14 protein-coding genes are annotated in these 13,651 nt (G+C 54.4%); 10 read left to right on the plus strand and 4 right to left on the minus strand.

Annotated features, from left to right (window positions below):
* Positions 1 to 62: 62 nt before the first annotated feature.
* The 4 genes from BMX66_RS10855 to BMX66_RS10870 all read left to right on the plus strand — a co-directional run bounded on the left by BMX66_RS10855 (position 63) and on the right by BMX66_RS10870 (position 3,783).
* Positions 63 to 1,223, plus strand: coding sequence for an efflux RND transporter periplasmic adaptor subunit (locus BMX66_RS10855; RefSeq protein ID WP_090882033.1), 1,161 nt, complete (start codon positions 63 to 65; stop codon positions 1,221 to 1,223).
* Complete coding sequence (locus BMX66_RS10860; protein WP_090882035.1) at positions 1,223 to 1,981, plus strand: ABC transporter ATP-binding protein; 759 nt, start codon at positions 1,223 to 1,225, stop codon at positions 1,979 to 1,981. Before BMX66_RS10855 ends, BMX66_RS10860 begins: the two co-directional genes overlap by 1 nt.
* On the plus strand, positions 1,978 to 3,201 hold the full coding sequence (locus BMX66_RS10865) for an ABC transporter permease (protein WP_090882037.1): 1,224 nt from the start codon (positions 1,978 to 1,980) through the stop codon (positions 3,199 to 3,201). The genes BMX66_RS10860 and BMX66_RS10865 overlap by 4 nt, the downstream gene beginning before the upstream one ends.
* A 114-nt stretch (positions 3,202 to 3,315) precedes the next feature.
* On the plus strand, positions 3,316 to 3,783 hold the full coding sequence (locus BMX66_RS10870) for a GyrI-like domain-containing protein (protein ID WP_090882039.1): 468 nt from the start codon (positions 3,316 to 3,318) through the stop codon (positions 3,781 to 3,783).
* 551 nt (positions 3,784 to 4,334) lie between these two features.
* Here BMX66_RS10870 and BMX66_RS10875 read toward each other — a convergent pair.
* Positions 4,335 to 4,820, minus strand: a complete 486-nt coding sequence (locus BMX66_RS10875; RefSeq protein ID WP_090882041.1) for a hypothetical protein — start codon at positions 4,818 to 4,820, stop codon at positions 4,335 to 4,337.
* Positions 4,821 to 4,873: 53 nt separating this feature from the next.
* On the minus strand, positions 4,874 to 7,519 hold the full coding sequence (locus BMX66_RS10880) for a putative bifunctional diguanylate cyclase/phosphodiesterase (protein WP_090882043.1): 2,646 nt from the start codon (positions 7,517 to 7,519) through the stop codon (positions 4,874 to 4,876).
* A gap of 231 nt (positions 7,520 to 7,750) precedes the next feature.
* Between BMX66_RS10880 and BMX66_RS10885 the strand changes: the two genes are divergently transcribed.
* Genes BMX66_RS10885 through BMX66_RS10895 form a run of 3 tightly spaced genes read left to right on the plus strand, consistent with a single transcriptional unit; the run spans position 7,751 to position 9,006 of the window.
* Positions 7,751 to 8,209: a bactofilin family protein gene (locus BMX66_RS10885; RefSeq protein ID WP_090882101.1), complete on the plus strand. Its 459-nt coding sequence runs from the start codon at positions 7,751 to 7,753 to the stop codon at positions 8,207 to 8,209.
* A gap of 51 nt (positions 8,210 to 8,260) precedes the next feature.
* The gene (locus BMX66_RS10890) at positions 8,261 to 8,566 is read left to right on the plus strand and encodes an HU family DNA-binding protein (RefSeq protein ID WP_255398920.1); all 306 of its coding nucleotides are present in this window, start codon (positions 8,261 to 8,263) and stop codon (positions 8,564 to 8,566) included.
* A 47-nt stretch (positions 8,567 to 8,613) separates the two neighbouring features.
* The gene (locus tag BMX66_RS10895; RefSeq protein ID WP_090882047.1) at positions 8,614 to 9,006 is read left to right on the plus strand and encodes a hypothetical protein; all 393 of its coding nucleotides are present in this window, start codon (positions 8,614 to 8,616) and stop codon (positions 9,004 to 9,006) included.
* Positions 9,007 to 9,297: 291 nt separating this feature from the next.
* On the opposite strand, the gene BMX66_RS15695 is transcribed toward BMX66_RS10895, so the two are convergent.
* The gene (locus BMX66_RS15695) at positions 9,298 to 9,438 is read right to left on the minus strand and encodes a hypothetical protein (RefSeq protein WP_158593405.1); all 141 of its coding nucleotides are present in this window, start codon (positions 9,436 to 9,438) and stop codon (positions 9,298 to 9,300) included.
* A 317-nt stretch (positions 9,439 to 9,755) separates the two neighbouring features.
* Here BMX66_RS15695 and BMX66_RS10900 point away from each other — a divergent pair, with 317 nt between their 5' ends.
* The 3 genes from BMX66_RS10900 to BMX66_RS10910 all read left to right on the plus strand — a co-directional run bounded on the left by BMX66_RS10900 (position 9,756) and on the right by BMX66_RS10910 (position 13,026).
* Entirely contained in the window at positions 9,756 to 10,091 is a 336-nt protein-coding gene (locus BMX66_RS10900; protein ID WP_090882049.1) for a four-helix bundle copper-binding protein, read from the plus strand.
* Positions 10,092 to 10,306: 215 nt separating this feature from the next.
* On the plus strand, positions 10,307 to 11,143 hold the full coding sequence (locus BMX66_RS10905) for a glucose 1-dehydrogenase (protein ID WP_090882051.1): 837 nt from the start codon (positions 10,307 to 10,309) through the stop codon (positions 11,141 to 11,143).
* Positions 11,140 to 13,026, plus strand: a complete 1,887-nt coding sequence (locus BMX66_RS10910; RefSeq protein WP_090882053.1) for a glycoside hydrolase family 15 protein — start codon at positions 11,140 to 11,142, stop codon at positions 13,024 to 13,026. Before BMX66_RS10905 ends, BMX66_RS10910 begins: the two co-directional genes overlap by 4 nt.
* Before the next feature lie 109 nt (positions 13,027 to 13,135).
* Here BMX66_RS10910 and BMX66_RS10915 read toward each other — a convergent pair.
* On the minus strand, positions 13,136 to 13,651 hold a 516-nt coding region (locus BMX66_RS10915), incomplete at its 5' end, for an EAL domain-containing protein (RefSeq protein WP_143058230.1).

Raw genomic sequence — 13,651 nt, forward strand, 5'->3', positions numbered from 1 at the left:
TTTGTTTTCATCTGGCATAACTATTTTTCGTTTTTCGGTCACCTCGGTTACTTCAGTTATCTATGGCCCTTAGTCCACGCACCCGACTGCTTACCCTCATCGTTGCCCTGCTATTGGCTGCCGCGGCGGGTTGGTGGTATTGGGCAACAAATCCTGAATCCCCTCAGGACCGATACAAGACGCAAGCGGTTGACCGAGGCGATATTGTGCAAGTCATTTCCGCGAACGGTACGCTTAACCCTGTGGTACTGGTCAATGTCGGTACCCAAGTATCCGGCACTGCCTACAAGCTGCATGTGGATTTCAATGATCGGGTCGAGGCCGGGCAAATACTGGTTGAACTCGACCCTTCGTTGTTCCAGGCGCAGTTGCGCCAGGCGGATGCGAACGTGGTAAATGCCCGAACTGCGCTGAGGCTGGCGAAAAACAAAATGACGCGTAACCGCGCTCTTGTAGAACAGGGCTTTATCTCTCCCGATGCGCTAGATACCGTGGAGCAGCAACTCGAAGCGGCCCGCGCCCAGCTTGCTGTTAGCGAGGCGCAGCTCGCGCGCGACCGCACCAATCTCAACTATAGCGTGATCCGCTCGCCCATTTCCGGCGTGGTGATCGCACGCAACGTGGATATCGGCCAGACTGTAGCGGCGAGCTTCCAGACGCCCACCCTGTTTCAAATCGCCAAAGATCTGCGCGAGATGCAAATCGACACCAGTGTGGCGGAGGCGGACATTGGCCAACTGCATCTCGGCCAGGAGGTAAATTTCACGGTGGACGCTTTCCAGGAGCGCGAGTTCACGGGTACCGTGAAACAGGTACGCCTCAACCCCACCATTCAGCAAAACGTGGTGTCATATAATGTGATTGTGGCTGTATCCAATGATGACGGGGTATTGCTGCCCGGCATGACCGCAAATGTCCGCTTTACCGTGAACCAGAAAAAAGACGTGCTGCGAGCGCCAAACGCGGCGCTGCGCTACAGGCCTGCCGAAGCCGATCCGGATTCTGCCGGGGCAATCATGGGTCAGCCCGGCAAGCATGTGCTTTACCGGTTGCGACTGGAAGACGAAGGCAAGCCCGTCGCTGTCAATGTCAAGACCGGCACTGCCGATAGTAATTTCACGGAAATCGTGGAAGGCGAGATCAAGGAAGGCGATACGGTGATAACCAGGGAAGTTACCGACAAGGAAAAATCCAGCAGTAAACTCAAATTCAAAATGTTTTGATGACACCCCTCCAGAATACCGCCTCCGGCGAACCCCTGATCAAAGTGGAGAGCCTCTGCAAGATTTATAGCCTGGATAGCGGTGCCGCCGGTAATGGGAATGGTAATGGGAACGGAACTGTCAACAGCCAGGTACTGTTCGATGTGAGCCTTTCTATTCATCGAGGAGAGTTTGTCGCGATCATGGGGCATTCCGGCTCGGGCAAGTCTACACTGATGAATATACTCGGCTGTCTCGATACCCCGACCAGCGGTCACTATTGGCTCGACGGGAACGATATCGCGTCGCTTTCGGATGACGAACTTGCACGCGTGCGTAACCGCAATATCGGTTTTGTATTTCAGGGATTCAATCTGTTGAAACGGATGACCGCGCTGGATAATGTCGCGACACCGTTACTGTACGCCGGAGTGAACCGCTCGGATAGCCGGAAGCGCGCGCAGGCGCTATTGCATCAGACCGGCCTTGGGAAATTTGCGGCGTATCAGCCAAACCAGCTTTCCGGCGGACAACAGCAGCGCGTCGCCATCAGTCGTGCGCTGGTCAACAATCCGCAGCTCATACTTGCGGATGAACCCACCGGCAATCTCGATACCCAGACGAGTCGCGAGATCATGGAAATATTTCAGCAGCTCAACCGCGAGCACGGCATTACCATCGTACTTGTCACTCATGAGGACGATATTGCCGCTTGTACCAGGCGGCTGATCCGTTTGCAGGACGGGCGGGTGGTGCATGATGCGGAGGTGCCTGCATGAGCCTGTTGGCCATCATTGGCGAAGCACTTCGGGCATTGCGGCTCAACCGCCTGCGTACCGGCCTGACCATGCTTGGAATGATCATCGGCGTAGCCGCGGTTGTGTTAATGCTCGCTATCGGCCAAGGTGCGCAGACTATGGTGAATCAGGCAATAAGCTCGATGGGCAGCAATCTGCTCATCGTCGTGCCCGGTGCAACATCTTCTGGTGCGCTGCGGTCCGGCAGCGGTGCTGTGCAAACGCTGACAATGTCCGATGCGCAGGCTATCGCCAGCCTGCCTTCGGTCAAGGCCACCGCGCCGCTCATCACCGGTACGGCGCAGCTGAATTACGGCGCGAATAACTGGAGCACGGTAGTTACCGGCGTCACGCCCGACTATTTCGAGGTGCGCGAGTGGGCGGCGGAAAGCGGTGCATTATTTACCGAAGCGGATGTACGTTCCGCCACGCGTATCGCCATGCTGGGGCAATTGACCGCGAAAAATCTGTTCGGCGATGAAGACCCGACGGGAAAAATGGTACGCATCAAGAACAGCCCGTTTCTGATTGCCGGCGTGCTGGCCGTCAAGGGACAAAGTCTGGATGGGCGCGACCAGGATGACGCGGTATTTATCCCCATTACCACGGGGCAGCGCCAAATTTTCGGCAATCAGTTTCCCGGCACCATACGTTTCCTGATGGCGCAGGCGGAGTCGGCAGAGATGATGGAGGAGGCCGAGGCCGAGATGAACCAACTGCTACGCCAGCGCCACCGCGTCGCTGAAGGTATGGAAAACGATTTCACCGTGCGTAACATGGCCGCTCTCACGGCCGTTGCCACCGGAGCGGCCAAGGTAATGTCCATCATGCTGGGCGCAATTGCCTCGGTATCGCTCCTGGTGGGCGGCATAGGCATCATGAACATCATGCTGGTATCGGTAACCGAGCGCACGCGTGAGATTGGCATCCGCATGGCCATCGGCGCCAATCGCCGCGCCATTCTCATGCAATTTTTGCTGGAGGCGCTGGTCATCTGCATTCTGGGCGGCCTGGCAGGGATAGCCATTGGCATCGGCGGCGCCTGGGCCGTAAGCGAGGCAGTAGGTATGGTGGTAGTGATAACGTTCGGCACCGTGGTACTGGCCTTCGCCTTCGCCTCGGGGGTAGGCATATTTTTTGGTTTTTATCCGGCGAGAAAGGCTGCTGCGCTGAAACCAGTAGAGGCGCTGAGGTATGAATGAAATCCGTGAATCTCGCGCCTCCTTGCGTAACACGTGGATGGGAGCGGCTTTGTCATGTAATCTTCCCCGATAAGTTATCCGTTATCGAAAGCGATTGAAGGAGGAGGCATTGCCATGAAACCAAGACTGCTAAACATGAATTCGCTGACCTGTGCCGGGTTAAGCAACGATCTTGATATACCGAAGGATAAAGATCGGATACCAGCGCTTTGGGCAAAACTCAACTCAAGAATGCCAGAGATAAAGAGTATCTGCGGCCCGGCGATGGGCGTCGTGACTAGGTCCGATAAGTCAGGGTGTATCAAATACTCTGCTTGTATTCAAGTGGCAGATACGAGAAATCTTCCGGAAGGCCTGGAGTTGGTTACCATTCCTTCGGGCGACTATGTTGAGTTCGTACATACAGGCCCCGTCTCTACCTTATTCGAGACTTGTGACAATGCGCATCGCTCGTGGTTGCCGGAATCAGGATTTTCGCCAGGTGAGGGACCGATGGTGGAGGTCTATCCGGAAAACTTTCGAGGCGATGAGGAAGACACTGAAATCAAACTGCTATTCTCGGTTAAGGTGACCGGGGAATGAGAACCTCAAAAATCCCCTGTTTTTCTTCCTGTTCGAAGATTCGTGAAGAGTCCCGGATCCTGGACATGGAGGTTTCCGGAAAACGTGGCCTATCCCCGGAATCTGTTGCAGGGCTTGCGACTGCTGGGGAAGCAGCCGAAGCCTGATCCGCGGATAGACCCTTGCCTCGATTTCGATGACCGCCTTCGGTGTGGGCGTGCATCTTTCGTGTTATGGCCATGGCTTCAGCGTCCCCTCTACCCGTCGGGGTACATCCAGGCAATACATTTGACATCAGCACCCTGGGGCTCGCCAAGTTAGCGAGCACCCACCAGCACAACCTGAAGCGCTTCCTCCTAATCATGAAAACGAATAGACGAAGCAATCGAACTCTCAATACAACTCTTGATGGCGGCTGCATCCCGCGTATCATGGGCGTTGTCCAGCCACGCAGGGATAAGCACTGTAGAGGCTGGTTGGGCGTGCTTTTTTAGATCAGCCTAGTGTCCAGGTTGGGCAAAAGGGCGAGCTGGAGCGAGCATAGTACATATATCCGCTTGTTCAAAGCAGCCCTACTTTCTACTTGGTTCGCTTAAGGGAAGATTAATCTCCTTAGCTTTAGATTTGATCGCGGTCGAAGTTCTACCTAACTTTCGCGCTATCCTCAGCACCGGAACTTTCTGCTCGGCGAGGATCTGCAACGTTTGGATCTGCTCCGCTGCCCATGGCTTATGAGAATTACCGGCTTCCTGTCGCCTGTCCTGAATTCGCCGGTCGCCCGCCCGTCTTTCAGATTTATCTGGCAGCCACTCGTTGTCAGCCTGATCTTGTTTGCAAAGTCCGGCTACGATCTGATGCGCCCTGCCTCGAGCAGAATCGCCTAATTCTTGAGATCCAACACCTTCAGCAAGGATCTGAAGAAACTCGATGAATTCTCTTCGAGCATCAGCGGGTAGCGATGCAATAACGCTTTTAAGAACGTGATGAGAACGCTCAAGCTCCTCAAGCCAGAGAACTGAAACTTGTACGTCAGACTTATCAATTCCTTCGTTTGCCATAGCGTTTTTCGACTGGCGTGATAGTGAGTTGACAAGCAGGCAGCAGGTTGTTACTAATATTCATTAACATCAGGAATGCGAAGTTGCAGCCCACATGGGTAGGTTGGCCACTTTGGGCGTTCAGTCATCAGTTTCTCGAATCTGTCTGCGGGCACTGCTTTAGAAAACAGGTTGCCCTGCCCGTAATCGCAGCCTGCGAGAGCAAGAAGATCGTGTTGTTCCGCCGTCTCTATCCCTTCAGCAATCACTTTTATCCCCAACTTGTGCGCCATCACAATAATGGCTTCACACAGCGCCAAATCATCGGAATCCGGGCCCAGATTCTGCACGAAGGTCTGGTCTATCTTGAGGTAGTCGATGTCGAATTTCTTGAGATAACCCAGGGAGGAATAACCAGTTCCGAAATCATCCATTGAAACCTGAATACCTGCGTCCCGCAAGCTGCAGAGTGTGGATGTAACGTGGGGGCTGGCATCCATCAGCAAACCTTCAGTAATCTCGATAACGACACTTTGTCCAGGCAATTCCATCTCCTGTAAAAAGCCGAGCCATGACTTGCGTAAATCGGCATCTTTGCGAAACTGCACTGGAGAAGTGTTAATGCTGATCTGGAACTGAGCAGCGTGCAATGCACGCCAAACCCTGGTTTGCTGTACAGCGGTCCGAAATACCCAATCGCCGATATCGACAATCATTCTGGTTTCTTCTGCGATGGAAATGAAATCCGAGGGATTTACCAAACCAAGTTTTGGATGATGCCAGCGCAGCAATGCTTCCGCCTTATGAATTTGCCCAGTCGAGAGTTCCACAATAGGTTGATAGTGCAATTGCAGTTGGTCGCCGGCGAGAGCGCCGCGTAAGTCGCCGGCAAGCCGCATGCGAATTTGCGCTGCTTCGTGCAGCGTATGCGTAAAGTAGCTAAAGCAGTTCCGGCCCCTGTTCTTGGCAGCATACATCGCCTGATCAGCATTCCTTACCAAGGCTTCCATCTCAATTGCATCCTGTGGGTAAAACGTTACGCCAATACTGGCGGATACATAGGCAACTTCATCCCCCACCTTGAACGGCTCAGCCATCTTGCGCAGGATATCCCGAACGACACGGTTGATACTGATGAGGTTTTTTAATGGTCCCAGAATCACACTGAATTCGTCTCCGCCCAGGCGCGCCACGGTATCGATCCCGCGCACGCTGCTGCTCAGGCGCCATGCAGCCTCCTTGAGCAGAAGATCGCCGCTGTTATGCCCGTAGGCGTCGTTGACTTCTTTGAAATTATCGAGATCAAGAAAAATCAAGGCAATCGATGCTCCGTTACGGTTTGCTTTCTTGATTTCCTGCTCGAGTCTGTTATGGAACATATGGCGATTGGGCAGGCTGGTCAGGGAATCGAAATTGGTCTGCCGCCAGACTAATTCTTCCGATTTCTTCTGTAGTGTGATGTCCGAGAACAAGGTTACCCATCCCTTTACCGAGCCATCAGGGTTATGGATGGCGTTTGTCCTGCGCCATTCAATATAAAATTCCTTGTTTTTGCGCCGGCCTGTCATTTGGCCTTCCCAACGGCCGGTGGTCTCAAGCGAAGTTCTCACTGCTAACAAGAAAGGCTCTCTTTGGAGATCGGCATTGAGTATGGAGGAGTTCTTTCCCAGGACTTCACCAGGCATGTAGCCTGTCACCTTGGTAAAAGCAGGATTTACGCTGACGATGACATTTTCAGTATCCGTTACCATCATCGCCTCGCTGCTATTCTCAAATATCGTGTTAGCTTGCCGCATGGATTCTTCGACTGCCTTGCGAGTAGCGATATCCTGCTCGATCGCCGAGGCCATGGAATTGAATGCTACGCCGAGTTCAGCCAATTCATTATGTGTATCAATATGGCAGCGAGTCGCGTAGTTGGCTTGTCTAATATTTATTGCCTGATTGCGAAGCAGAGCCAGTGGGCGCAATATTGCTCGGCGTGTATGGAAGATGGAAGCCGCGATTGCAAGCAGCGCGGTAATGATAAGCGTCATTATTATTAAAATATGGCGGTCGAGGCGAGCTTGTCCCGCATTTACCTTTGCCTGCGTTCGTATGTCAATCAAGTCTGCAAATTTCTGGATCGGCGTCATGATCTTGGCTTTCTCGGCGCTGTAGGACTTCCCGAACAATAGGTCGATAGCGGATTCCCGTTCACGTAAACCATGGATGACGGAGCTTCCCCTGCCAGCTTCGTATCTCCCGTCGACAGCGCCCATTGCCTGCTTTTCCAGTTCGGCCAGTTTATCGGAACTTATTTTAGCTTCCCGTATCAGGGCAGTCTCCTGTTCGTCTAAATTTTCCTTGCGCATCAGCTCGAACAAGGAAACCGGAGCATTCAGTTTAATGGCAGGATCTTTTTCCCCGTCTACAAGGTGCCAATATGTGTTGGGATAGCTTGGTGGACGCCGCTTGATTCCTTCCCTAATGTCGATGATGTCAAAAAAATGACGCTTGTAAACTGGCTTGCCTGTAATTACGTATGCTCGGGCCATACGCGTGAGGTCTTCGGATGTCTGGAACAGTTCACCCGCAAGGAGCAGGGAGCGGTAGCGATGATCCTGACTGAGGGCGATGTCATTTCGGATATCCAGAGTTTGAAAGACCATTATTCCGATAGCGAAGAGAAGCAGCATCAGAAGGGCCGCAAAAAGTCTGGTAAAAACACTTATCCTCATAAACCTGCATCCGGCTCGGAAATGTCCGCGATCCCTCCTAGAAAAACCTGAAGCATTTCTATGGATATGGGTAGCTTGGACGGGAGCTCAAAACAGCGTATCGAATACTAAAATGGTCAGCTTGGATAGCTGTAAGATCTTACAGCTTGGCATCCTGTCAATTCTTAAATAGTATCAATATAGGGAAATTAATCTGAGACTTATGAAAACGTCTTGTTAGGAGCAGACAAAGTGTTCGGGAAAAAAAAGCTCAGTGAACCGCAAAACCAGATAACCGCACTCGTCGGTGCAGATACCGAAGTCCACGGCGATATCAACTTTCAGGGAGGGTTGCGAATAGATGGCCGTGTAATCGGAAACGTTACTGCGTTAGGCGACAAGCCCAGCACGCTGGTAATGAGTGAGGGAGGGTTTGTTCAAGGTGTGATCCAGGTTTCGCACGCGATTATCAACGGTACTGTGATAGGTCCTATCCATTCAGATGAGTATCTTGAACTGCAAGCCCATTCCAAGGTCTCGGGAGTAGTGTCTTACAAAAACATGGAAACTCAGAGGGGGGCAACGGTCAACGGGATGTGCCATCATCTGGATAACCCAAGGCCCGGCAGTAACGTAGTGACTTTAATTCCTCCCAGCGAAGGCGACTCACCTTCGCTCCTGCGCTTTACGCTTGAGTTGGACGACCAATAAACCAGCACTCTTCAACAAAGTGCGTGAGTGTGCCGCACGTACGGGGCCACAATCTCAAGACTTAAAAGAGAAAAGACCATGAACAGGAACCAGCTCATTAATGCAATGGCCGCCAAAACCGGCTCCACGAAAACCGAGGCCAACCACGCCGTGACGGCGTTGACCGAAATCATTGCGGATACCCTGAAAAAGGGTGATTCCGTCTCCCTGATCGGCTTTGGAACCTTCGAGATGCGTGAGCGCGCAGCGCGCACCGGCCGCAATCCCAGGACAGGTGAAGAACTTAAAATTGCCGCATCAAGGGTTCCGGCATTCAAGCCAGGCGCTCCACTCAAGGCCACGGTCAACGGCGGATAAAGTTTGCAGATCGTTAAGTGTACCCAAACTTTAAGGAGTGAAGGGTCATGCCAAATATCCTGTTTCCAAATGAGTGGCTCGATATCAACGACAAGCTAACGTCAGATAATGAACAGTATCAGCTGATACTGCAGCCCGATGGCAACCTCGTCCTCTATCGCCAGGGCTACCCCCATGGGTTATGGTCGAGCAGCACAAAGGATGCCATTCGAGCAATCATGAAGTCTGACGGGAATTTTGTTCTTTACGGCTACAGGGATCAACCTTTATGGGCCTCCGGAACAAGCGGTGCAAATGGGTCATTTTTGGTGCTGCAAAACGATGGTAACCTTGTAATCTACAGACCTAACATACAAGAATGGACATCTGACACGGCTAGCTCCATGGCGGCTTCAGATAAATCCTTTACACGTATATTTGCACCGAAATACCTTTCTTAGATAAAATTTCAGGATGAGCAAGAAGAGACCCGCCATAGACTGGGCCGACTCCTGAGGAAGAAACAAAGATGCCAGGCAGCACTCTAGTGGAGCCTTGTTGCCTCGGATAGGTATGTCTCTGTAGCACACATTATCATGTAGCAAACGGCTTAGCCGACAGCCAAAACATCGACCTTGGCGGGCTGCCTCGGGGCTGACGGCGGTGCTAGCCGGGCTGACCAAGTGTACTATGCGATCATCTACTCGATCGGCATGCTCAAAAACTCGATGCCACGTTAAACTTGCGGCGTACTACAGCCAGCGATAGGCATAACGATCTCCTTTCCCGTATATGGTTTGAAGATGCCTCGATAGAATGGTTTCATCGTTCACGGGCGTAACATGGCCGCTCTTACGCTGCCGCCGCGGAACGGCCAAGGTGATGCCCATCATGCTGGGCGCCATCGCTACGTATCGCTGCTCGTAGACGCATCGGCATCAAATTATTTTGCAGGTGCTTTGCAAGAGGCCTTTTCGCGCCCACGAAAAATGGAAAACCATTGATGCTATTCGAGGTTGCGCCCCCTTATATTTTTAATTCGCAAGCCTGCTGTTTAGGGCGGCCGGAGCAGGAATAATTGTGCGGCCTGCATAACATGTGGAGATGTACGCCACCGTACAGACTTTCCTGAACAGGAAGGGCATGGTAGTTTCCTTCTCCCAGTACTAAAGACCAGAGTTGTTAACTTGACCCACTTAGAGGAGACGCTATGAGTCACACTACCGACCCCAACGTGCAATCTTGCGTCGACGCATGTAATCAATGTTATCAAACGTGCCTGCACGAGGCGATGAATCACTGCCTGGAGTCGGGCGGCAAGCATGTCGCGCCCGATCACTTCCGCCTGATGATGAATTGCGCGGAGATTTGTCAAACCTCGGTTAATTTCATGCTGAGCAATTCGGCTTTTAGCAATCATCTATGCAGAGTCTGCGCCGAGGTCTGCGATGCCTGTGCCAAGAGCTGCGAACAGATAAGCGGCATGGAAGACTGCGCCAAAGTCTGCCGCGAATGCGCCGAGAGTTGCCGGCGGATGGCCGCCTGAGCTAATCAGGGCATTGAAATCAAGCACCTGGATTGCTCGGCAAAAACCCTTTGCCAAAAATTCCCGGTAGAGAGGCGGGAGGGACGTTGACCTACGACTGCTGGGGATAAACTGGTAGCCGCCAAAATAGCAGCCGACTTCAAAGCAAATCACTTCATGGCGATTCACCTCGCCGTTCAGGCAGATAACCGTCGAGGATCACGCGAAAGAATCCGATGAACGCAAAACCGATCGCCGCCAACAAGGAAGCCTTCGGCATCGCCGGACAGGTCGCAGTGGTGACCGGCGCGTCTTCCGGCCTGGGTCGGGCCTGCGCAATCTTGCTCGGCTGCGGGGGAGCGAAGGTTGTGGTCAACCACCTTCCCACGTCCGCTGAGGCGGCTGCCAAGGTATGTGAGGAGATCGAAAGCTTCGGCGGCGAGGCCTTCGCCTATGCTGCGGATGTAAGCGACGAGGACCAGGTTGCGGCGATGTTCGCCGAGAGTGTCGCGCGCTTCGGCACCCTCCACATTCTCGTGAACAACGCCGGGATCCAGAACGGCGCGAGATTCCAGGACATGACGCTCGCGCAGTGGCAGAAGGTGATTGACGTCAATCTCACCGGCATGTTCCTGTGCTCGCGCGAGGCCATCCGTGAGTTCTTGCGGCGGGGTCCACAGCCCGAGGTGTCGCGCGCGACTGGCAAGATCATCTGCATGAGCTCCGTCCACCAAGTAATCCCCTGGGCGTTCGAGATCAACTACGCCGCGTCCAAGGGCGGCGTAAACCTGCTCATGCAGTCGCTCGCGCAAGAGTTCGCGCCCCACAAGATTCGTGTCAACGCAGTGGCGCCGGGCGCCATCCCCACGCGAATCAATCGCTCGGCCAGGGAGACCGAGGAGGAAACCGAGAACCTTCTCAGCCTTATTCCCTACGGCCGCATCGGGGAGCCTGCCGACGTCGCGCATGCCGTACTCTGGCTCGCGTCCGACCTGTCGGACTACATGAACGGAACCACGATGTTCGTCGATGGCGGAATGTCCACGTTCCCGGCGTTTCGAGGTGGGGGATGAGCAAACCAATCGAGGATTACGGATTCATCGGCAACATGCTGAGCGGAGCGCTAGTCGCCCGGGACGGCTCGATGGACTGGCTTTGCCTCCCGCGGTTCGATTCCGACGCCTGCTTTGCCGCCCTGCTGGGAACTCCCGAGCACGGCTATTGGCGTATAACCCCCGCTGACCAGGCCCACTCGTCCAGCCGGTGCTATGTGCCTCATGCGCCAATCCTCGAGACCACCTTCGAGACGGAGGACGGCTCTGCGGTCCTCGTAGACTTCATGCCGCTTTCGGATGATCCCGAGAAAGTCGACATAATCCGCCTCGTGCGCTGCGTGTCAGGCCGGGTGACGATGCGGATGGAACTCGCCCTGCGCTTCGGCTACGGCAAGACCGTTCCCTGGGTGCGCCGCCGTGATTACGGCATTCACGCCGTGGCCGGAACCGACGCGGTGGAGCTGGTGACGCCTGTGCCCCTTCACGGCGAGGACATGCGCACCGTCGCGGAGTTCGACGTAAAAGAGGGTGATATCGTCCCCTTCACGCTCGCCTATCATCCGCTGCATCGTGAGCCGCATTTCATCGGCGACGCCGGGATGAGGCTCGAGCAAACTGTAGCCTGGTGGCGACAGTGGGCCAACATCTGCCGGCTCTCCGAGTTCGAGAGCCCCGCCTGGAAAGATGCCGTGGAGCGCTCACTCGTCACGCTCAAAGCCCTCTCCTACCAGCCAAGCGGCGGGATCGTCGCGGCGCCCACGACCTCCCTGCCGGAGGAGATTGGCGGGATTCGCAACTGGGATTACCGTTACTGCTGGATTCGCGATGCGGCCCTCACGTTATACGCGCTCATGAATACCGGCTACTTCGATGAGGCTGGTGCGTTCAGGGAATGGCTGCTGCGCGCCGCTGCAGGCGCCCCTGATCAGATGCAGATCATGTACGCCGTCGGCGGCGAGCGCCGCTTGACCGAAATAGAGTTGCCCTGGCTGCCGGGCTACGAGAATAGCCTGCCCGTTCGCATAGGCAATGGCGCCTACGATCAGATTCAGATCGACGTGTTTGGCGAACTGATGGACGCGCTTCATATCGCCCGCAAGTCCCAACTTGGTCCGGACCAGGAGACTTGGCGGTTTCAGCAAACCATGCTTTCCCGATTGGAAGGCCTGTGGCGGGAGCCCGATGAGGGCATCTGGGAGGTGCGCGGCGGGCGCAAGCACTTCGTCCATTCGAAGATGATGGCCTGGGTCGCATTTGATCGGGCCATAAAGGCCGTGGAGCAATTCGGCTTCAGCGGGCCGGTCGAGAAATGGCGCGCGCTCCGGGACGAGATCCATGGCGAGGTTCTGGCGCAGGGCTACGACAGGGACCGGAACACCTTCGTTCAGCATTATGGCGGAACTGCGCTTGACGCTTCGCTCCTGCTGTTGGCGGAAGTCGGGTTCCTGCCACCGGAGGACTCCCGCTTTCGCGGCACGGTAGAAGCTATCGAGCGCGAACTCGTGGAAGATGGACTTGTGCTACGCTATCGCGTCGATGAAACAGAGGACGGGCTCCCCGGCGAGGAAGGCACCTTCCTTGTGTGCAGCTTCTGGCTCGCTGATGCCTATACCATGATCGGCCGTCTCGACGATGCTGAAGCCCTGTTCGAGCACCTCTTGTCTTTGCGCAACGACCTTGGGCTTCTTGCTGAGGAATACCATCCCCGCCTCAAGCGTCAACTCGGAAACTTCCCGCAGGCATTCTCCCACATCGGTCTGATCAACACGGCATATAACCTGCGCCGTATCAGCGGTCCAGCGCAACAGCGCGCTGATCTTGGCGCGTCGCCTCGTGCGGACGAAGCCTCCTGGACAGGAGCCGCGGGTGCGCCGCGGCGCGGAGAACCTTCGTTGGGTTGAGCCAGTTGCCTAGCAGCCTGTCGGACTTGAAGAATCGAGGCCGATTTCCTTTAAGCCCGACAGGCTACTAGGGGTAAGCAATGAACTTCTTATCGCATACGGCTCTTGTTCATATAGCCAGTCTGCCTCTTCCACACACAAAATCCTCGAATCGGTCTACTGGCAGAGGTGGACTGAACAGATAGCCCTGGTAAGCGCTACATCCATGCGTAGCGAGAAGTTCCTTTTGTGCCAAGGTCTCCACCCCTTCGGCAATTACCGCTAACCCCATGCTTTTTGCAAGAAGCAGAATAGCGCGGACGATTGTTGCGTCGTTATGGTCGATCAGCACGTCCCTTATAAATGACTGATCGATTTTTACCCAATCCAGGGGAAGGCGTTTCAGATAGTAGAGCGAGGAATAGCCGACCCCGAAATCATCCAGGGAAAAACCAACACCCTTGGCCTTCAGTGCCATCATTTTTGCAATGGTTTCATCCATATTTCGTACCAGGATGCTCTCCGTAAGCTCAAGCGTGAGTTTTTGTGGATTGGCGCCGGTCCGTTGGAGCATCGAGATCATCTGCTCGACAAAATCGGGCTGGCAAAATTGGCGAGGGCTGACATTTACGGAGAGATTGAGCTG

Origin of the sequence: Nitrosovibrio sp. Nv6, assembly GCF_900110495.1 — a bacterium.
GTDB lineage: Bacteria > Pseudomonadota > Gammaproteobacteria > Burkholderiales > Nitrosomonadaceae > Nitrosospira.

Excerpts from the sequence above, each read along its gene's own strand:
- BMX66_RS10855 (WP_090882033.1), top strand. The coding sequence starts at position 63 with ATGGCCCTTAGTCCACGCACCCGACTGCTTACCCTCATCGTTGCCCTG.
- BMX66_RS10860 (WP_090882035.1), top strand. The coding sequence starts at position 1,223 with ATGACACCCCTCCAGAATACCGCCTCCGGCGAACCCCTGATCAAAGTG.
- BMX66_RS10865 (WP_090882037.1), top strand. The coding sequence starts at position 1,978 with ATGAGCCTGTTGGCCATCATTGGCGAAGCACTTCGGGCATTGCGGCTC.
- BMX66_RS10870 (WP_090882039.1), top strand. The coding sequence starts at position 3,316 with ATGAAACCAAGACTGCTAAACATGAATTCGCTGACCTGTGCCGGGTTA.
- BMX66_RS10875 (WP_090882041.1), bottom strand. The coding sequence starts at position 4,820 with ATGGCAAACGAAGGAATTGATAAGTCTGACGTACAAGTTTCAGTTCTC.
- BMX66_RS10880 (WP_090882043.1), bottom strand. The coding sequence starts at position 7,519 with ATGAGGATAAGTGTTTTTACCAGACTTTTTGCGGCCCTTCTGATGCTG.
- BMX66_RS10895 (WP_090882047.1), top strand. The coding sequence starts at position 8,614 with ATGCCAAATATCCTGTTTCCAAATGAGTGGCTCGATATCAACGACAAG.
- BMX66_RS15695 (WP_158593405.1), bottom strand. The coding sequence starts at position 9,438 with ATGATGGGCATCACCTTGGCCGTTCCGCGGCGGCAGCGTAAGAGCGGC.
- BMX66_RS10900 (WP_090882049.1), top strand. The coding sequence starts at position 9,756 with ATGAGTCACACTACCGACCCCAACGTGCAATCTTGCGTCGACGCATGT.
- BMX66_RS10905 (WP_090882051.1), top strand. The coding sequence starts at position 10,307 with ATGAACGCAAAACCGATCGCCGCCAACAAGGAAGCCTTCGGCATCGCC.
- BMX66_RS10910 (WP_090882053.1), top strand. The coding sequence starts at position 11,140 with ATGAGCAAACCAATCGAGGATTACGGATTCATCGGCAACATGCTGAGC.